The organism is Actinomycetes bacterium (assembly GCA_036510875.1).
GTDB lineage: Bacteria > Actinomycetota > Actinomycetes > Prado026 > Prado026 > DATCDE01.
In genome coordinates, this window is the sequence record DATCDE010000301.1 from 1 (window position 1) to 19387 (window position 19387).

The following is a 19387-nucleotide window of genomic DNA, read 5'->3' on the forward strand; positions in this document are numbered from 1 at the left end:
ACAACCGCGTGACCCATCACCAGGTCCGGCACCAGGGAGCCTGCGCCTCCAGCGGCGACGAACTCCCGTCCACCGAGCGCGATCACTTCGTCGAGCAGTCCTCCGGCGAGCGGTGCACCGACTCCGGCGTGAACGACCGCAAGGCGCTCGCCTCGATGTTCGATCTCCAGCACGTGATGCGGGCCGTGCGCCCACATCAACGTCTCGACCAGGCGTGCGTCCGCACGGGGCGCGATCTTGTCGATCATCTCGGTGAAGAAGCAGAACACCAAGCGGGACGGCAAGTCCGTGCGATCGATGACGCTCCGAGGCTCGATGAACTCGCGGGAATCGAGGTCGTCCTCAAGTAGCGGCAGATCCACAACAGCCCCCCGGTGTTGGATTCCTGCTCAGTGCATGGACCGATTCCTGACCCGGACAAAGGCAGCGCCGAACCGATCGCGGTCGGCCCGCCATGAGCGGACCGGCAGTATGCGCGGGTGACCGAGGCGACGGCGCGGATGTTGCGATCGGCGGTGGATGCATCGCCGCTCGCACTGTCGCCTCATGCGGTGGCGGTCCGAGCAGCGGATGGGTCGAGTGCCGAGGTTGGGCATGGCCGCCTTGGAGCAGACGTCGATCTCGGTGTGGACACGGTGATGTATGCCGCGCCCGATCGCGAAGCAGGTCATCGGCATGCTTGCGGCGCGGCAGGCGGGTTGAAGGTCTGGTCGATCCGGATGAGGTGGTGGCGCACTACATCGATGGGTTGCCCGAAGGGGGTGGTCGGGTGCGGCTCCGGCACTTGATCCACCACACCTCGGGACAAGCCGACGATCTGCAGGACGGCGGGGATCGGGGGAACGCGGAAGTCGTGTCCCGCCTTCGCGCCACCTCCCGGCTTCTCACTGAGCCAGGATCCACCTACCGCTAAAGCAACGTCGGGTACCTCCGCCTCGCCGAGGTGCTGAGCCGCACTGGTAAGCGTCCTGTCGAGGAACTGGCCGACAGCACGTTCGTCTCGCTCGGCCTGCCCACGGCGAGGCTGGGCGGACCCATGCCCGGTGACCTCCGGGGCAGCGCCACCACCAAACACGGTCGGCGATGGCGGCTTGTGGCTGTCTGCTCGGGACCTACGTCGATGGAACGACGCCATGAACGGGCTGGCTCTCGGCAGCGCCGTCCACGCGCTCGCCGAGGAGCCGGGTGAGCTCGATGACGGCTCACCACTCGACTATGCCTGGGGCGTCCGCATCTTCGAACACGCAGGGCGGCGAACGGTCTCCCACGGAGGCTCATGGCCCACGTGGTCCGCCAAGACGATCCGGCAGCCGGACGTCGGAGTGTCCGTGGCGATCCTGACCACGAGCGAGGACGCAGAGACAGTCACCGCCTTCGCCCTCGCGTTAGCCGACAGGCTTGCGGGCTAACCCCCGAACCGACACGCTCGGCGTGGTCGGGCGTCCGGAAGGACCGAACCTACGTGCCGTTGCAGGGCACGTGACGTGGAGCGCGAGAGCCGGCAGGGCGTGGTCGGGTCAGGCCCCTTCTGTGCGCCCACGCGGCGACCTACGTCGTCGATCGTTTGGGACTGAGCCTGACGGGACCTGGCCCGCTACGCCGGGGCGAGCCGGGTACGGGCGCTCGCCAGCGCAGCCGACCCCGTGGTGTCCGCGAGCTTGGCGGCCGCCCGCTCCGTGACGTCGGGAGATGTCTGGTAGCGCAGCGCAGGGCTCTCGTTGGTCAGTGCGGTCAGCACCACGTCGGCGACCTCCTGCGGCGGTTGCGCGCGCTCGAAGATAGCGGCAGTGTTCGTGAGGTAGGTCTGCAGCAGCGGCAGGTACGGGTCGTCGGAGTCGCCGAGCGCGCCGACGTTCTGCACGAAGCTCGTGGCAACCGGGCCCGGTTCGACGAGCACCACCGCGATCCCGAACTCGGCCGCTACCGGAGCCAGCGCCTCCATCATTCCCTCGACGGCGAACTTGGCCGCGCAGTAGGCGTCGTTGAACGGTTGGGCCACGAGGCCGCCGATGCTGGAGACCGTGACGATACGCCCGGACCGCTTGGTGCGCATGTGCGGCAGCACCGCCTTCGTCATCCGCCACACGCCGATGAGATTGACGTCGAGGGTCGCCTGCAGGTCTTCGACGCTGACGCGTTCGGTGGTGCCCACGCGGCCGCGTCCGGCGTTGTTGACGAGGACGTCGAGTCGGCCGTGCCGCGCGAGTACCCCCGACACCGCGGCGTCGACCGACGCTGGATCGGTAACGTCGAGCAGCGCGACGTCCAGGTCGACGCCCGCCTCCGTCGCCGCGTCGCGAAGGGCCGTGGCGGAGCCGTGGGAACGGACGGTTGCGGTGACCGCGTAGCCGGACCGGGCGAGAGTCACCGCGGTGGCAAGGCCGATGCCGCTCGAGGCGCCAGTGACGGGGGCTGTCTGCATGGGCGGACCTTCCGCGGTCAGTTGGAGCAGGCATGTCGCGCGAGCTGTCACGACACGCGTGCTCGGGGTCCTTCCCCGTCGGCGCTCGGCACCAGCGACTTTGCCATCCTGCCCTGCGGGCAGGCCCAGCACAGAGCGGCGGATGGCAACCAGATGACGCTTGTGAAGTAGGCGTTGAGGTGTTCGGCGAGCCACGCTTCGGCGTTGAACGCCAACAGCCGCAGCACCATTTGTAGGCCGCGGCGTTCCAGCCTGGGGCGGGCCCGTTGGGCGCCGGGGTCCAGGTCGGTGGCGGCGATCTTGGCCGGTATCGGTGGCAGTGCGGTCTTGGCTTGTTCTAGCGCGCGGGTGGCGGTCTGGATCTGCTTGTGGATCTTGGGGAGCGCGGCGTTCATCTGCTTCGGCGACCCCTCTCCGGCGAGCAGCTGCGGGAGCGCACGTTCGGCTGCGATCAGGTTGGCCTCGGCCGCGGCGACCGTCTTGCGGGCCTCGAGGCGGGCTGGGTTGGGAACCTCGCGGGTGTCCGGTGCAAGGGCCATGCCGTAGTCGGCGAGAGTGTCGATGCCGTTGTGCTCGGCGGCGTACTTGAACATGTTCTCGATCCGCCAGCGGGCCCGTAGCCAGCACAGCAGCGATGCGTCGGTGGCCGACAGGTCGCTGGTCAGGACCTGCAAGATCGGTGTGTTGTTCTCGAACAAGGTGAGCTGACGAGTTGTCGAAAGCGGTGTTCAGCGGCGCCAGTCGGACAGCAGCAGCACCTCGGCGCCACGAACGTCTTGGAGATGCTCGCCATCGCCATCGCCAACTCCGGCACCCACGGGCGTGGGTTCTTCCTCGGCAGCTGGGCGGCTGTTGCGGCGAACCTGCGTCCGTCGTCATCGACAGCGAGGCTGGGACGCGACCCGAGGAGCGCTAGAGTCGACGATGTTCGCATCGCCCTCGTGCGGATCCAAGCCTTGGGCGTCGGGCTTCGGCCGAAGACCTCGAGGAGGCGGTTCGCGTGGCTGCGCTGCTGCTGACCGGTTTCCCTGGGTTTCTCGGCTCTGCCCTGCTTCCCCGCCTGCTGGCACGTCGCGAGGGGGTTCGGGCCATCTGCGTGGTCCAGCCGCAGCACCTGGCGACGGCGCAGCGTCGAGTCCGCGAGATTGAGGCCGCTCATCCACACACGCTCCACCGGGTTGAGCTGGTGGAGGGCGACATCACAGCCCAGGATCTGGGGATCGATCCGGCGGCTCGCGATGTCCTTGGGGAGGTGAACGAGGTGTGGCATCTGGCGGCGATCTATGACCTGACGGTCGCCGAAGGGGTAGCCCGCCGGGTCAATGTCGGTGGGACGGCGCGGGTCCTGGAGTTCTGCCGGTCGCGCCCGCAGTTCAGCAGGTTGCAGTACGTCAGCACGTGCTACGTCAGCGGGCGGTACCAGGGTGAGTTCACCGAGGATGCTCTCGATGAGGGGCAGACCTTCTACAACCACTACGAGTCCACGAAGTTCGAAGCCGAGATGCTCGTCCGCACCGCGATGGCGGACGGCTTGCCGGCGACGGTCTACCGACCGGGGATCGTCGTCGGCGACTCACGCACCGGCGAGACCCAGAAGTACGACGGCCCTTACTTCGTGGCGGCGTTCCTGCGCAGACAACCCCGCGTGGCTGCGCTCCCCGCTGTTGGCGACTCCGTCAAGACGTCCCTGGTCCCCAGGGACTTCGTCATCGAGGCGATGGACCAGCTGTCCGTGCTCGACCGGTCGGTCGGGCGGACCTACGCCCTCACGGACCCGAACCCGCCGACTGCCCGTCAGGTCGCCAATGTCTTCGCCCGCCACCTGGGCAAGCGGGTGATCTGGGTGCCGCTGCCGCTGGGTATCACCCGGGCCGTGCTCGGCTCGGTGCCGGGGCTGGAGCGCTTGCTCGGACTGCCGGCCGAACTGCTGGACTACTTCGCCTCTTCGACCACCTACTCCACCGCGAACACGATCGCTGACCTCGCCGGGACCGGGCTGGAGTGCCCGCCGTTCGAGAGCTACGCCGGCCGATTGCTGGACTTCATGGTCGACCATCCGGAGATCGACTCCTCGGCGATGGTCTGAGCACACGCCGCCCGGCTGCTGCACCAACCCAAGGAGTCAAGATGCCAGTGGCCAAGCCCGCACTCGTTGTCAACGTCAGCCTGACCGGATCAGACCGTGATTACGACGAGCACGTGACCTTCCTCCAGCATGACTTCCGGATCGTGCGGGTGGGGACCAACGGTGACGTTGCTGCCGCGGAGGCGCTTGTTCGGAAGTGGGCCGCCGAGTCCGCCGCGATCGCCGTCACCGGCATCCGGGAGGCGCGAGCTGCCGGGCTGTACGACGGGGAGTTGGCGGCGATCGAGCGGGTCAGGCGGGCCACGACGGTCGTGCCGGTCACCGACGGACATGCGCTGCGCGATGTACTGCAGGAGTGGGCGATCCGGCACGTCCAGACCGAGATGCCGGGGTACTTCACCAACGCCCGGACCGTGGTCCTCGGCGGCGTGAACCACGACCGGACCACCCGGATCCTTCGCGAGTTCACACCGAACCTGGAGTTCGCCGACCCGCTGCTGCGATGGGACCTGCCGGCCAAGCTCGACTCCAACCCCGTCCTCGGGCTGGCGGCGAAGGTGGGACTGTGGCCGATCCGAAGGCTGCCGGGTCAGGCGCAGTCGCAGATCAAGGCGCCAGGCCACCGGATCAGCACCGCGATGGCGCGCAAGGCCGCCCGCGACTGTGACGTGGTGGTTGCCACCTACGACGAGTTGATCGGCTTCGGGCTGGAGGATCTGTCCGGCAAGACCGTCATCACCTCCGCCATCTCCGATGACCGGCTCGCCGAACTGGCCAGCCGCGGCGTGGACATGGTCCTCGACGCCACCCCCCAGCCGTTCCACGTCACCGTCGTGGCTGCGGTCCTCGAGGCCATGATGCTGGCCCTCACATCCAGCTGGGATCGCCTGACCAACGACGATCTGCTCGACATGATCGTCTCGGGGGGCCTGGAGCCCCGCGTCCTCTACCCGAACGGGCCCAGGCGGAAGAGCAGGTTCGCCTTCGTCATCCACCCCCTGTCGCAGAAGTTCTTCCAGAACGTCGAGCCACTCGCGACGATCGCCAAGGTGGCGCCCCCGGTGGTGATGGACGTGGTGGAGAAGGCGATGGCGTACGCGCCGCCGTTCACCTACAGCCACGTCACCGGCATCAAGTCGCCCACCGGTGCGGAGGCCGAGGGCTGGCTCATCACCGTGGGCGGAACCCCCAAGGAGCTGATGGCCCACAGCCCCGAGTTCACCTACGCACGGCTGCTCGCGGCGGCCGAGACCGCCCGGAAGCTCGGCGCACAGGTCATGGGGCTCGGTGCATTCACCAAGGTCGTCGGTGACGCCGGCGTGACGGTGGCCAAGCGGGCTCCGTTGCCGATCACGACCGGTAACAGCTACAGCGCCTCGGGCGCTCTGTGGGCGGCGCACGAGGCGATGCTGCAGCTCGGGCTCGCCGAGTTCGACGACCGGGGACGGATCAAGGGCAAGGTCATGGTCGTGGGTGCCAGTGGGGCCATCGGGTCGGTCTGCGCCAGGCTGCTGGCGCTGTCCAGCGATGAGCTGTGGCTGGTCTCGCCCGAGTCGGCCAAGCTGCTGGCCCTCAAGCACGACATCGAACGAGAACACCCCAGGGCCGAGATCCACGTCGCGGCCACTCCCGACGGGCACCTCCAGGACATGGATCTCATCGTCACCGCGACCTCGGGGGCAGGCAAGCGAGTCCTGGACATCATGGAAGTCAAGCCAGGCTGCGTGATCACCGATGTGGCGCGCCCGCTGGACCTGTCAGCCGAGGATGTGGCCAAGCGTCCCGATGTCCTCGTGGTCGAGTCCGGCGAGATCGAGCTGCCCGGCGACGTGAAGATGAAGAGCATCGGCCTGCCGACCGGCGTGGCCTACGCCTGCCTGGCCGAGACCGTCGTACTGGCCCTGGAAGGGCGCTACGAAACCTTCACCGTCGGCCGCAACATCGAATGGGAGAAGGTCAAAGAGATCTACAAACTGGGCCTCAAGCACGGAATGAAGCTGGCGGTCATCTCCGGCGTCAACGGCGCCTACACCGCAGAGGCCATCGCCAAGATCCGGGAACTCGCCCTGGAGCACCGAGCACAGACCGTGGCCGTGGACCGCTGATCCGCCGGCGGCGACGCGGCGGTAGGCCGTCGGGCCGTCCCAGCGCGAGTCAGGCTCAGACCGCAACCGCTGTCCACCCAGGTGAGGGCGATCGACACCGGGCACGGCCGTAAGAACGAACCCACCGACGCCCACGCCGTCGCCGTGGTCGGCCTGCGCATCCCTGGGCTGCGCGCAGTCGCCGTCGATGACCAGATGGTCGCGTTGCGGCTGCTGTCCGAACGCCGCCGTGACTTGGTCCGCTCCCGCACCCAGGCGGTGAACCGGCTTCACCAGGTTCAGATGGAGCTGATTGCGGCTGGCGCGCCACGGAACCTGACCGCGACCTAGGCCCGCCAGCTCCTGGCGACAGTGCGCCCACGCGACGTCGCCGGCAAGGCCCGCCGCCGGCTCGCCGCCGACCTCATCGACGACGCGGCCGTGTCCGACCGCAAGCTCAAGACGATGGATGCCCGCATCGTCGAGGCCGTCGCCGCGACCGGGACACGCCTGACCGACATCGTCGGGGTCGGACCGGTCACCGCCGCGACCATCCTCGGCGAGGTCGGCGACGTGGCCCGGTTCGCCACCAGCGACCACTTCGCCAGCTTCACCGGCACCGCACCCATCGAGGCCTCCAGCGGCGACGTCACCCGCCACCGGCTGTCCCGCGCCGGCAACCGCCGGCTCAACTCAGCGCTGCACGTCGTCGCGCTGTCCCACAAACGCCACGACCCCCGCGGCAAGGCCTACTACCAGCGCAAACTCGCCGCCGGCAAGGGCTCCAACGGCGCGATGCGCTGCCTGAAACGACGCCTGTCCGACGTCGCCTTCCGCGTCCTGGTCGAGGACCGGGCAGCAGCGAACCCGGGAGGGCAGACGGGGGCGACACTCACAGCCAGCGCGGTTGACCCAATCCCCGCGGCCAACACTTCGGACAAGCCACAACCCGGGTTCGCCACCGACGCTACGCCCCGAGAACTCCTCGCGGAAGCCGCCTCTTGACACAGAGGGGAACCGTTACCGAGAGCAAAGCGACGCCCACCAGCCCGCGCAGGTCAGTCGCAGTCCTGACCTTCGGCATCGGACAGGTGAGTATTCACGATCTCCGTCGGATGCAGCGACGTGGCCGCGGCCTTGGTGATCGCCTCTTCGTGATCCTTGACGTCGTCAGCGGTCCGCGGTTGCTGACGGAACCTGGGAAGGATCACGCTTGCTGGGGCAGGAAGTCCGCGTCGTGGCGGTCGAGCCGGTCGGCGACGAAGTGGCCGGAGACGTCCTACTGACCGTCCAGCACGGTGAGCCGCAGATCCCGCGCCGCGCCGAAGGGCCGGCGGGGGGTAGGTGGGCGGGGCAGGATGGCGTCATGACCGGCCGTGTCCGTAATCCCTGGGGCTGGGGCTTCGCGGACGCCGTGATCGACGGTGCCGCGGCGCGAGCGGCGGCAGCGGAGGCGCGCTGGCTGCTTGGGTTCGGCGCGGAGGAGCCGGAGCAGCCGGTCCCCGCCGCGGCCGCCCGGCTGGCGGAACCTCGGCTGCCGCTGCCGCCTGGCCGGCTGGCGGAGCTTTGCACCCGCGAGTCGACCGTGCGGGCCGGGCATGCCCACGGCCGCAGCTACCTGGACGTGGTGCGTGCGCTGCGCGGCCGCTATGACCACCTGCCCGACGTGGTCGCCTTCCCTCGGTACGAGGCCGACGTGGCCGAGCTGCTGGCCTGGGCCGAGCTGGTCGGTGCCGCGGTCGTGCCCTACGGCGGCGGCACCAGCGTGGTGGGCGGGGTGGAACCGCGGGTGCCGGACCGTTTCGCGGGTGTGCTGACTGTCGACCTCGGCCGGCTCGACCGGGTGCTGGAGATCGATGCGGTGTCCCGGGCGGCCCGGATCCAGGCCGGTGCGAGCGGCCCACGGCTGGAGGAGCAGCTGCGCCCGTCCGGGCTGACGCTGCGCTTCTACCCGCAGTCGTTCGAGCTTTCCACCCTCGGGGGCTGGCTGGCCACCCGGGCCGGCGGGCACTTCGCCACCCGGCTCACCCACATCGACGACCTCGTGGAGAGCGTGCGCGCGATCACCCCAGCGGGCCAGTGGCAGTCGCGCCGGCTGCCTGGATCGGGGGCGGGACCAAGCCCCGACCGGATGCTGCTCGGCTCGGAGGGGATCCTCGGGGTGATCACCGAGGCGTGGGTACGGGTTCGCCCCCGGCCGAGGTTCCGCGCCTCGCGCGCGGTGCGCTTCTCGTCGTTCCTGGCCGGGGCGGACGCGGTGCGCGCGGTGGCCCAGTCCGATCTCGACCCGGCGAACTGCCGGCTGCTCGACCCGCTCGAGGCTGCGCAGGCCGGGTCCGGTGACGGTCGTCACGCGGTGCTGGTGCTCGGCTTCGAATCGGCCGACCATCCCGTCGACGGCTGGCTCGACATCGCGCTGGCCCTGTGCGCGGCGCATGGCGGCCGCTGGGACGCCGCCGCGGCAAGCGGATCTGGAGATACCGCCGAGGGTGCCTGGCGGTCCGCCTTCTTGCAGATGCCCTATGTGAGGGACCTGCTGATCCGGCTGGGAGTGCTGTCCGACACCTTCGAGACGGCCGTCACCTGGGACCAGTTCCCCGGCTTCCACGCCGCCGTGGTCGGTGCCACCCGTGCCGCACTCGGTGAGCCCTGTCGAGTGAGCTGCCGGTTCAGCCACGTCTACCCCGACGGGCCGGCGCCCTACTTCACGGTGCTCGCACCGGTGACCCGCGGCGCCGAGGAGGAGCGCTGGCACGACATGAAGCAGGCGGCCAGCGACGCGATCCTGGCGGCGGGCGGCACGATCACACACCACCACGCGGTCGGCCGCGACCACCGACCGTGGTACGACGCTCAGCGCCCGGAGCCGTTCGCAGCCGCGCTGCGCGCGGCCAAGAACGCGGTCGACCCCGCAGGGCGGCTCAACCCGGGAGTACTCATCGACTGAACAAGCCCGCGCGGGCAACAAGGGCGCCGCGGGCACCCGACCCAGAGTCTGAACCACCGCCTTGCCGGTGCCGCTCAAGGACACTTCGGCGCCCATGGGTCCCGCCAGCTGCGCAACCGATCGGTAGGGCCAGCTACTGCTGGAGCACCCCCGCTCTACATTGGCACCTTGGTGCTACCGGGTGGACAGCCGCAGTGCGGGGCTCGCCACCGCTTCCAACTCGGTCTGAGTCAGCGCTGCCGCGAGGGTGTCGCCGCAGTCGTGCACGGACCAGACCCACTGATCGCCGGCCCAGGCCTCGGCGTGGATGGTGTGCGGAGCGAGGGCCAAGAACGCTTCGAAGTGATCGGGCTGGGCCACAGCCACAGCGACGTCCATCCCCATGTGCGTGCGCGCGGACTTGCCTTGCGTTTCGCTCAGTTTGATCACAAGCGCGAGGGCAGGCTCCACCTCGGCGGGCCATGGGCGATCGGAGGGGGCGTCGACCCATGCCTGTGTGATCGTAGGTCGCAGCAGGCTGAGGGTCCGCCGGCGAGAGCGGCAGACGCCGCCGTGTCGAGGGCGTCGGCGACGTGGACCGGCCGATCCGGCTCGGGTCGGGAACGCCGTCGCACCCGGCAAGTACTGCCGGATCGCCCCGCCCCGCAACGGCACTTGCGTGCACGCTGAGCGGGCACGCTATCGGCATTCCTGAGGGTCGGGTTGGGCGATGGGCTGCCTCGCCACGGCTGCGCTCACGAGCGATTCAGCCGCACCGGCCGACCGGGCGCAGTGATGGTCGCCTGGAGCTGGCGTTGAGCTGCCAGGTTGCCGAGAAACACCGGTGCCACACGCATCGGGCCCACTGGGCTCGGTGGACCCGACGAGATACATGGCCCTCGACAACGGGCTGCGCTCTTGACGGCGACCACGGTCGACCCTGGGTTCCGTGGCGATAACCAAGGAGAAGCCGACAGCGGGCGGCCCGGCGACGCGCCGAGCTGGCGGAGGAGCAGGCGGCCGAGGCGGAGGCTCGTTCCAGACGGTGTCGTGGGGAAGAGCTGTACCTGACCCGTGAGCCGGTCGAGGCTTGGTGAACCGTGCCGAGGTTGCGGCGGGCCGTTGATGGGCCAACGGTTGCCCGACGGACTGGACTGCTGGCCCGGCACGATGCACATGACGGACGAACGGCGGGCTCTGCGCGCCGATGACGAGGCCAGGTTCGCCGACCGGCACGCCGGCCACCGGAGCCACCGTTGGAGCATGCAGGGCTATCGCGAGCTGCACTGCGGGGCCTGCTGCCCGCCGCCGCCAATGAGCGTCAGTCAGTTGGAGGCCATCGGCAGGATCCTGTCAGCACCGGTGAAGGAGCGGGATGCGCATTGGTGGCGGCTGACGTTGATGTGCGGGCACCGGGCCGAGGCCAGGGCGCACATGAGCCACGGCGCCAGGTGGCACCCGCCGACCCACCGCTGCCCCGACTGCGAGAAGACCCGCGGGGTGGTGGAATCGGAGTGCCTCGGAACGCCGGAGGTGGAACTGCCCGACGGCGTGACGTCGTCCACGGTTCCGCCTCGACGGAGGAGTGGGACGAGGGCGGAACTGCAGGCTGAGAACGCGGCACTGCGCGCCCGACTGGCCGAGTTGGGCGTGCTCGAAGCGTAGTGAGTCCGCGCGCGACTTTGGGCCGAGCGCAACGCCTCAGGCGAGGTCGTCGAGCCGATTCAGCAGCATGGGCAGAAGAGCCTCTTCATGGACGGCGACCGCACGCGCCTGCATCGCCGGTGCAAGTGCTGCATCCCAGGAAGCAGGGACGGCCTTGCCGGTGAGAACCGGGCCATCAGTGCGGACCCCGACGAGGTAGTCGTGCTCGGACATCAACCAGGGATGGCAGCCCAGCCTGGCCACCAACCGGTTCGCCATCGCGAGCCCTGGCCAGTCGAAGTCACCGTGATAGGCCAGGTGGGCGCTACTGCGGGCCAGCCTGTCGAGAACCTCGAGGGTGACGAGCCCGGGCACGCCTGAGGTGCACACGATGGCGATGGTGTCGACCGGTGACTGCGCGATGGCCTCGAGCACTCGCGGGTTCTCGCACACCAGGACGCGGGTGCCTGCAGGTACGCGCAGGGGCTCCTTCGCGAGGTCCCAGCCGGTCAGGTGCACGGGGTCGCGGTCCTCAACGGCGATCGCGAGCCGCCGGGCAACGCCGCTCGATCCGAGCGGGGCCAGGCCGAGGGCCAGGCAGGTCGAGGACAGCGCATCCGCACTCACTCCGAACTGCTCCCACAGGGCTCGCTTCGCCGCGGATCCGTTCGGTGACTGCACGCCGGCGATCAGGGCGAGCGCCCGTAGCACCAGCAGCGGGAGCGGGCCGCCGTCGTCGAGGGCGTGGGCGTCGCCCGTGGCACGGGCGGCCACCTCAGTGCGCGCCACCGGGGAGTGCGCGTGCTCGCCGGCGTCGGGGCCCGTGGTCGGCAGCTCGGCGAGTACCTGCAACGCCCGGACGAGCACTGCTGGGTCACCTGATCGGGCCGCCAGACCGGAACGGCGGACGGTCGTCAGCCAGTCCTCCACCCACGGCTGCTGAGCGATGTCCGGGCGACTCCTCAGCCACTCCCGAGCGGCGATGTGGGGGGCCTCGCGGCTGGCGGCCCGGCCCGACCGTTCCGCGGCCCGGTTGCGCAGCGGACCGCCAAGCATCTCCAGTACCGGCAGCAGACCGGCAGCGCCGGAGCGCTCGCGCAGCACCTCGTCTAGAACCTCCAGGTCAACGCGGTGGTGATCCTGCACAACCGCTCGACCCAACAACCCGCTCAGCGCATGCCGAGCTGGACGGTCCAGGTCCGTCAGCGCCACGACGCCCCGCGGCTGCAGTCCGTTCCGCTCGAGCCGGTCGCGCGCGGCCGCCCAGAGCAGACTCAGCCCCGGGTTACGCACCCAGGACGCCAGCTCGTCGGTCATGCCCCGACCGCCTGGAGCCGGGACCCGTCCCACTGGTACTGATACTGGGCCACGCCCCGTTCGTTGGGGTCGCGCAAGGCCTCGTAGATGGACAGCGCCGGCACGGTCGCGTAGTCGCCCCACAGCCGCTCGCTCGTCACGACGAAGTCGAGGTCGAACGCGACGAGCAGGCCGAACAGCAGCGGGTGCGTCCGTACGTCGATCTTGGGGAACGCGTCGTCGAGCAGCACCAAGCGCGGGGCGTGCGGCGCGGCGCCGGCGAGGCTGGTGAAGTGCGCCGCCGCGGCGGCGAACAGCGGCAGGTAGCAGACGACCTTCTGCTCCCCTTGGGACAGTGGGGAGCGGCGGTGCAAGTCCTGCCACTCGCCGGCGGACTCCGGACGGGTGTAGCGGACACGGAAGGCGTGCCAGCGGCGGTAGTCCAGCGCTCGGGCGAGGTGGTCGGCGTAGGAGGCCTCGGGGGACTCGGCTCGGGAGGCCTCGATCAGGCGGTGCAACGCGTCACGCAGCTCACCCCGTTCACTCGGCAGCAGCGCGCCGACGCTGCGGCCGAGCAGGTCCATGGCCCGACGGGCATCGGACGGGACGTCGTCGCGCAGCTGCCAACGCAGCGAGACCCGGATCCCCTGCGAGGTGGTGACGCCGCCGAGTAGGCGGTTCATCGCCTCGACCAGCTCAGTGGCCTCCAGCCGGCGCCGCCGCAGTTCTTCCCCCAGGTCGCCGATCAGGTGCTCTTCGAACAGCGCCCGCTCCCGCTCCGTGAGAAGGTCCCGATCGCGCGCCACGGCGGCGGCCAGTCGCTCGGCGAGCACGGCAACCGGCCGCTCGCCGGTGTCGTCGCGGCCGAGGGCTGCCAGGACGTCGCCCGGCCCGGGGACGAGGCGGGGCTCATGATCGGCGGCGTCGCTGCTCTGGGAGTCCTGCCACGCAGCCAGGACTGCGGCCTGGTCGGCCCGCCGGGAAGGCTCGGGTAAAGATCCGAAGGTCCGTGCCAGGCTGATGACGCGGCGCGGCACCTCCCCGTCGGGGATCGTCCGAGCCAGCCCCAACGTGGCCAGCTCGTCCTCGTCGACGTCCCGGCCGAGGGCGGAGCGAAGCAGGCCGGGGACGTCGGCAGCGGCGGCCAATGCACCCGCGCAGGCCACGACAACCGGGACGTGTTCCTCACGCCGGGACTGCGCAGCCAACGCCGTGGTGCGCGCCTCGGCTCGGAGGTCCCGCGCCGCGTCGACCGCGCGCCGCTGGTCCCGCAGCGCCTGGTCGGCGTCCTCGATGTCGCTGCGAGCCTGCGTCAGGCGGCGCTGCAGCTCGTCGACGCTCGCGCCGAGGGTGTCCCGGAGTGTCCTCAGTCGCTCGGCCGCACCACGAGCCGCGCGGTCCAGGGACTCGGCGTCCTCGGCCAGCGCCACCGACTGCGCCTCGTCGTCGCGCCAGCGGGTCCAGTCGCTGACCCACCGATGGACCCGGTCAGCGAGGGGTCTGCCGCCGTCAATGTGACGGTGCAGCCGCTCCGCCAGGTCGCGGAGCCCCTCACGCCGGGCCGCCAGGCCGTCGGCCGTGACGGGCAGCTCGTGCCGGGCTGCCAGGTCGACGAGGTCAGCATGCCGGGCCGCGGCCTCGGCGCGGGAGCGACGCGAGGCCTCGTCCGCGGCCGCCACCTCGGACTCAGCCTGTTGCGCGCTGCGGGCGCGCTCGTCCAGGAGCGTCCAAGCGGTCAGCAGCGAGTGGGGGGACGGGACGGAGGCCAGCCAGTCCCGGACCGCCTGCAACCGGATGACCGACACCAGCTCGCGGTCGGCGGCCGCTGAGCGCTCGGCGGTCAACCGCTCCACCTCGGCGTCGATCTCCGCGAGGCGGCGGGCACGCTCCTGGGCGCGTGCGGTAGCACCAACGTACTGGGCGCTCGGCTTCGCAGCCCGCCCGGTGAGCGGGCCGAGCCGCCAACCGCCGTCCACAGACACGAACGCGCCGTCGCCGCTGCCCGCAGAGTCACGCACGGCGACGCGGCCGAGCACGCCTGCGACCACGTCCACCGGCACCGGGCAGTCCGCCGGGACGTCGGCCACGAGCAGGCTGCCGAGACCCTCGGCCCCGTCGATCGGCGGACCGAGGGGCAGCACGCTGTCGAGCCGGTCGGCGTCCAGTACCGCGCCGTCGGCCCGGACCCAGGCGTCCAGCAGACCTGATGCCTCGAGCCCGGCCTCCAACCCCGCCCGGTCCGATTCGGACAGGGACGGCGCGAAGTCGACGAGCCTCCACAGGGGTGCCCCGTCGGAGGCGTCACGCGCGGTGCGCACCCATCCCGGCCCCCGAGGTGCCGCGTCGCGTTCGGCCTCGACTGCGGCGCGGCGCCGCCGCTGCTGCTCGAGCGCGCGCTCCGCTTCGAGCCGGTCGGCGGCGGCGGCCGCGCGCTCGCCCTCCAACCGCGTGATCTCCGGCTCGGCTGCTTGCCGGGCCAACGTCGCGATGGTGGTGACCGTCTCCGCGTCGATCTCGGGGAGGACGAGGGGGAGGCCGCGCGGGTCCTCCTGCCACGCGCGGAGGCGGTCGAGGAGGTCGCCCACGGCTTCGCGCGCTGCCGTGGCCGCGTCTGCGTGCAGGCCGCGCTCCCGTTCGGCCCGGGTCTCCGCCTCGGCGACGCGCCGGTCGTCCGCCTCGCGTCGTCGTGCAGCGGCCTCCGCCACCTGCCGGGCATCGTCGACGACGTGGATCGCGGCGGCCAGCTCGCCGAGCGCCGGGGCAAGCGCGCCCATCCCCACCTCGTGGACGTCCAGCCAGGCAAGGACCGCCTCGGCGGCGTCGGACCCGTCGAGCTGTCGTACGACCAGGCCAGCCTCGGGTGCCAGGCGGAGCGGGGCACCCGCTCGCTCTGCTGCCGCCAGCACCTCCTGGGCCCGCTGCGCGAAGCCATCCAGGTCGCCCATCAGCCGTGTCGCGTCCTCGGCGACCAGACGTTCGGAGTCCTCAGCCCTCCGCCGGCCTGTCGCCGCCGCGTCGGCCGCGCTTTCCGCGGTGGCTCGCAGTTCACCGGCGCGGGCGTCCAGGTCGAGCAGACGCTGGTGGCTGCGCGCCTCCGGGCTGGACTCGAGTTCACGCTGCCGCACCCGTGCGGCCTCCAGCTCGGCAGACGCGGCACCGAGACGCGCGGTCGTGTCGAGCACGGCGGACTCGGCCGCGTCCAGCGCGGCACCCGCCGCGGTCACGGCCGCGACACGACGCGATTGCTCCCGATGGGCATCGAGCAGGTCCGCCGCGGCCTTACGGGTCGCGGCGGCCGCGTACGCGGCGTAGACGGCGGCGAAAGCCGCGATCGCCTCGGCGGCTCGTCGGCGCCGGTCGATCTGCTCGCCGAAGGCCGCGAGCTCGTCGAACGTGTCACCTGCAGACCGGACGGCGTCGTCGTCGACAGGCGGCAGTGCCTGCGCGAGCTGCTCGGCCAACTTCGCCGGCTCGATGTCTTCCCCGACCTGTGGCTGGCGCAACCAGTAGAGCAGCCGAAGCAACTCGTCGTACTGCGCCGGCTCGAGCCCAAAGAGCACCCGGCCGACGTGGTGCTTGTACGCGCGGGCCTGGTCGAAGAAGTGTCCGTCCGGCTGTACCGCATCGCGGCACCGCTCCCGGGACAGGGGACCGGCGGCGTCCTCAAGCTGCAGGTCCCCTCCCACGCGTCGGGGCGACGTGAAGAACCATGTCGTCGCCGTCCGGGCCGTCGACGAGGCCCGCACGCCGACGCCGCATGTCAGGAACTCCTGGGGCCCGCCCGGGGCGGCGCGGGCGAACTCCACCCACAGGTAGCCGGTGCGGGTGCCGTCGTACCCGTCGGTCATCAGCCACAGCAGGCTCGTGTGGTGCCGGCCCGAAGCGGTGATGCGCAACTTGTCGCCGTCCAGGGTGAACGGCAGCAGCATCTCGAGGGTCTTGGACTTGCCGGCACCATTGGCCCCACGCAGCAGCAGCCGGCCGCCCGCACATTCGAAGACCTGCTCGTCGTACTGCCACACGTTGAGCACGCCGCAGCGGTGCAGGCGGAACCGCTGGGCCTGCTCGCCGGCGGCGGAGCCGGCGCTCACGTGCCGTCCTCGTCATCGAAGAGCGACGCCTCGCCGGATTCACCCGAAGCCGCCAGGACGGGCCGCGGGGCGTAACGGGCGCACGCCGCGTGCACCTGCCACCCCCCGATGTCAGTTCGGACGAGGCCGCTGCCGACCAGGACGTCCTGGGCGTCGACCTTGGCGAGGGTCGGGTCGTCGCGGTGCGCCCTACGAAGCCCAGCGACCCATTGGCCGGTTACCTCCACGAAGGCGCGGTTCACCATGTCGGCAGGGACGCGGCGCCACACGCGGTCGGTGAGATCGGCAGACCGCGCTTCGTCGCGCTCGGCCGTGATCACCCGCTCTAGCCACAACAGAGCCAGGTGGCGAGCCGAGCCGGCGCCCGGGAACGCCCGGTCGGTGAGCTCCTCGTCCGGGTCGACGGCGACCGCGCCCTCAGCACGCAGCTCTACCTCCAGCCCCAGCTGGTCATGGAACCAGAGACGCTCGCGGTTGCGGTTGCGCCGCCACCACTCCTGCTGCTCATCGGTGAGGTCGGTCACGGAGAGCACCGGTGACTCGGCCAGCCGACGGCGACTCACCACCCGCGCGCCGCCGGCGGCCGAGGGCAGCGCAGCCTGGTCGAGCAGCTCGTCCGGCCCTTCAGCGGAGCCGAGCGGGGCGGCGACCAGCAGCGCAAGCCGCTCCCGGCGCACATCGATCAGCGCGGCGGTGGACCGGTCGGCCCAGTGCTCCAGGTCGCCGTCCCGCTCGACGAGAACACCAAGGTCGACCAAGGCGAGCAGCGCGGCGTGCAGGGCGCGCCGGTCGGTCACGGCATCGAGGTCCACGTCGATCGACGCGTCGGCGGCGGCCGACCGCACCTCCGCGACCAGTTCGTCGACCAGGAGCTGGGCACGGCACCGGGTGAGCGCCGCGATCGTGAGACACAACAGGGAGTACGCCCGAGGAGTGAACGGGCGACCGTTGCGGCGTCGCAGGCCGCGGCCCGGGTCGCGACCCAGCCCCGCCTTGAACAGTCTCGCCACCGTCGGCTCAACCACGAGGCGGTAGCCGAGCCCGTCAGCGAAGAGCCGCACCAACTCGTCACGGTGCCGGCGGACCAGGGCGAACTCGTCGTCGACCGCTGCCAGCAGCGGCCGGAGCAGCAGAGCTCGCGCGGCGCGACGTCGCTCCTGCACAGCGATCACGTCCTCGGCAGGCGGCGGACGATCGACGGCCTTCCGGCTGACCGGGCTCTCGGTCATCCCGCCGCCTCCGCCCCAACGTGGCCGGTGGCGGCGTCGACCACCAGCGTCAGGTCGACGAGCTCCAACCGACCGGCCGGGCTCACGATCGTCGTGCTCCGACCGGGCGAGCGGCGCACCCGAAGAACCACGGACGGTCCCTCCGTGCCGAGCGGCGCAGCGCTCTCGTCGTCAGGACCCCTGTCGGCCGCCCGTGCCCGGCCCGTCACGGCACGGGCATACACCTCGAGCAGAGCGGCCCGCCCCTCGTCGGACAGCCGGAACGTCGCCGGCTCCCCCACATGGCGAGCGACCTCCGCCAGCGCCTCCTGACGCCGCCGCTCCGCCGCCTCACGCTCGGCCAGCCGGGCGCTCTTGGCGCCGGTGAAGTCCTCCCGGCGACCCGACCGTCCGGCCGCGTGGCGCACCCCAGCGCGGCGCAGCGTGATCGGCACCTCCGCCACCGGTGCCCGCCACCAGGACGCCGTCGCCGGCACGGGATCGGCCTCGTCGTCGGCAACAAACGAGATATGGCGGCACGGGTACAGCCCGAACCCGCTCGCCCACAACGCGTGCGCCGTCGCGTCGTCCGCCGCATCGAACCACTGCGCCAGGCGTATCAGGTCGGCGTACCGGCTGCGCCCTCGGTCGCTACCGGAGGCGATCCGACGAAGGTTGACCAGCAACGCCCGCATCGCTTCCGTCGCGAGTCGACGGACCCCGGCCGCGTCGGAGTCACGACCCTCGCCTCCGACAAACCACGCGTGCAGCCCGTCCCAGTCCCTCGGATCCAGGCCACGGGCGCGTCGAGCAACCCCGCCGTCGAGGGTCCGCAGCCGCTGTCCCTCGTTGGCGCGGCCAGTCAGAACCAGAACCCTAGGCCGCAGCGCGGACAGCACCTCCGCGAGCGGCGGGACCTGCCGCGCCACCTCGTCGACGAACCGCTGCAGGTAGTCCAGCAGTGCCGTCTTGAACACCTGAAACTCGGCGCGGTCCAGGTCGTAGCGGACGAGGACCGCGGACAGGTATGTGTAGAACTCCCGAGTTGACTCCACGAGCTGGGTGAACTGCGCGAACACCGTTCCGATCTCGCGCGCCACTTCGTCGGGGTCCGTGGTGGCAAGGGAAGTCTGGTCGTACCGCTCCAGCCGACGCAGCCCCTCCAGGATCCCAGCGAGCATCTCACTCGACACCTCGTGCGCGGTCTCGGTGTGCGCGAGCAGCTCCTCGACCTGGCGTTGGACAAGCTCGCCCCGCTGGGTGAGCTGGTAGCGGGCCCGGTTGGTGAGGTACTCGCGCAATGTGCGCGCCTCGGTCTCCCTGGGACTACGTGCCAGGTTGCCGTGCTCGACCAGGTACGACAGTCGGGCGTCCACGGTGTCGACATCCAGCTCAATATCGTGCTCGACCAGCCGAGACGCCACCTCAGCTGCCGACTGGTCGGACAACAACCCCGAGACGGACTCGGTGAACGTGCGCATGATCGCGAGGTAGCTCGCCGCCTCTTCGTTGACCGCGTAGCGAAGCGCCTCGAGTCTCAGACGCCTCTCGCGGTCCAGCGCCGCGACGCGAGGCTCGTCGTCAGGGTCCGGGTGCACGACACCCACCATAAGGAAAGGGTCCGACACTG

16 protein-coding genes are annotated in these 19387 nt (G+C 70.9%); 7 read left to right on the plus strand and 9 right to left on the minus strand.

Annotated elements, in window-relative coordinates:
- On the minus strand, positions 1-362 hold a 362-nt coding region (locus tag VIM19_17470; protein HEY5186646.1), incomplete at its 3' end, for a purine-nucleoside phosphorylase.
- Positions 363-968: 606 nt separating this feature from the next.
- Between VIM19_17470 and VIM19_17475 the strand changes: the two genes are divergently transcribed.
- The gene (locus tag VIM19_17475) at positions 969-1409 is read left to right on the plus strand and encodes a serine hydrolase (GenBank protein HEY5186647.1); all 441 of its coding nucleotides are present in this window, start codon (positions 969-971) and stop codon (positions 1407-1409) included.
- 185 nt (positions 1410-1594) lie between these two features.
- Here VIM19_17475 and VIM19_17480 read toward each other — a convergent pair whose 3' ends face one another.
- The gene (locus VIM19_17480; protein HEY5186648.1) at positions 1595-2422 is read right to left on the minus strand and encodes an SDR family oxidoreductase; all 828 of its coding nucleotides are present in this window, start codon (positions 2420-2422) and stop codon (positions 1595-1597) included.
- 47 nt (positions 2423-2469) lie between these two features.
- Entirely contained in the window at positions 2470-3096 is a 627-nt protein-coding gene (locus VIM19_17485; protein HEY5186649.1) for a hypothetical protein, read from the minus strand.
- A gap of 326 nt (positions 3097-3422) precedes the next feature.
- Between VIM19_17485 and VIM19_17490 the strand changes: the two genes are divergently transcribed.
- From VIM19_17490 to VIM19_17505, 4 genes are all read left to right on the plus strand, one after another.
- Entirely contained in the window at positions 3423-4508 is a 1086-nt protein-coding gene (locus VIM19_17490; GenBank protein ID HEY5186650.1) for an SDR family oxidoreductase, read from the plus strand.
- Positions 4509-4549: 41 nt separating this feature from the next.
- Positions 4550-6613 carry a dehydrogenase gene (locus VIM19_17495; GenBank protein ID HEY5186651.1) on the plus strand — a complete coding sequence of 688 codons (2064 nt, stop codon included), beginning with the start codon at positions 4550-4552 and terminating at the stop codon, positions 6611-6613.
- A gap of 81 nt (positions 6614-6694) precedes the next feature.
- Positions 6695-6943, plus strand: a complete 249-nt coding sequence (locus VIM19_17500) for a transposase (protein HEY5186652.1) — start codon at positions 6695-6697, stop codon at positions 6941-6943.
- Between the two features lie 21 nt (positions 6944-6964).
- On the plus strand, positions 6965-7597 hold the full coding sequence (locus VIM19_17505; GenBank protein ID HEY5186653.1) for a transposase: 633 nt from the start codon (positions 6965-6967) through the stop codon (positions 7595-7597).
- A 53-nt stretch (positions 7598-7650) separates the two neighbouring features.
- On the opposite strand, the gene VIM19_17510 is transcribed toward VIM19_17505, so the two are convergent.
- On the minus strand, positions 7651-7803 hold the full coding sequence (locus tag VIM19_17510; protein HEY5186654.1) for a hypothetical protein: 153 nt from the start codon (positions 7801-7803) through the stop codon (positions 7651-7653).
- Between the two features lie 155 nt (positions 7804-7958).
- On the opposite strand from VIM19_17510, the gene VIM19_17515 reads away from it, so the two are divergent.
- The gene (locus VIM19_17515) at positions 7959-9539 is read left to right on the plus strand and encodes an FAD-binding oxidoreductase (protein HEY5186655.1); all 1581 of its coding nucleotides are present in this window, start codon (positions 7959-7961) and stop codon (positions 9537-9539) included.
- A 174-nt stretch (positions 9540-9713) separates the two neighbouring features.
- On the opposite strand, the gene VIM19_17520 is transcribed toward VIM19_17515, so the two are convergent.
- A complete protein-coding gene (locus VIM19_17520; protein ID HEY5186656.1) occupies positions 9714-9989 on the minus strand; it encodes a hypothetical protein in 276 nt (91 codons plus the stop codon).
- Positions 9990-10694: 705 nt separating this feature from the next.
- On the opposite strand from VIM19_17520, the gene VIM19_17525 reads away from it, so the two are divergent.
- Positions 10695-11183 (plus strand): hypothetical protein, encoded by a 489-nt coding sequence (locus tag VIM19_17525; GenBank protein ID HEY5186657.1) that lies wholly within the window; start codon positions 10695-10697, stop codon positions 11181-11183.
- Positions 11184-11219: 36 nt separating this feature from the next.
- On the opposite strand, the gene VIM19_17530 is transcribed toward VIM19_17525, so the two are convergent.
- From VIM19_17530 to VIM19_17545, 4 genes are all read right to left on the minus strand, one after another.
- A complete protein-coding gene (locus tag VIM19_17530) occupies positions 11220-12479 on the minus strand; it encodes a TIGR02679 family protein (protein ID HEY5186658.1) in 1260 nt (419 codons plus the stop codon).
- Positions 12476-16549 carry a TIGR02680 family protein gene (locus VIM19_17535; protein HEY5186659.1) on the minus strand — a complete coding sequence of 1358 codons (4074 nt, stop codon included), beginning with the start codon at positions 16547-16549 and terminating at the stop codon, positions 12476-12478. Before VIM19_17535 ends, VIM19_17530 begins: the two co-directional genes overlap by 4 nt.
- Complete coding sequence (locus VIM19_17540) at positions 16546-17778, minus strand: TIGR02678 family protein (GenBank protein ID HEY5186660.1); 1233 nt, start codon at positions 17776-17778, stop codon at positions 16546-16548. The genes VIM19_17535 and VIM19_17540 overlap by 4 nt, the downstream gene beginning before the upstream one ends.
- The coding region (locus tag VIM19_17545) for a TIGR02677 family protein (protein ID HEY5186661.1) at positions 17775-19387 on the minus strand (1613 nt) is incomplete at its 5' end. The genes VIM19_17545 and VIM19_17540, both read right to left, overlap by 4 nt.

What these genes read in the sequence shown, in the direction of transcription:
- VIM19_17530 (HEY5186658.1), bottom strand. Translation starts at nt 12,479, where the DNA reads ATGACCGACGAGCTGGCGTCCTGGGTGCGTAACCCGGGGCTGAGTCTG.
- VIM19_17480 (HEY5186648.1), bottom strand. Translation starts at nt 2,422, where the DNA reads ATGCAGACAGCCCCCGTCACTGGCGCCTCGAGCGGCATCGGCCTTGCC.
- VIM19_17515 (HEY5186655.1), top strand. Translation starts at nt 7,959, where the DNA reads ATGACCGGCCGTGTCCGTAATCCCTGGGGCTGGGGCTTCGCGGACGCC.
- VIM19_17525 (HEY5186657.1), top strand. Translation starts at nt 10,695, where the DNA reads ATGACGGACGAACGGCGGGCTCTGCGCGCCGATGACGAGGCCAGGTTC.
- VIM19_17495 (HEY5186651.1), top strand. Translation starts at nt 4,550, where the DNA reads ATGCCAGTGGCCAAGCCCGCACTCGTTGTCAACGTCAGCCTGACCGGA.
- VIM19_17540 (HEY5186660.1), bottom strand. Translation starts at nt 17,778, where the DNA reads ATGACCGAGAGCCCGGTCAGCCGGAAGGCCGTCGATCGTCCGCCGCCT.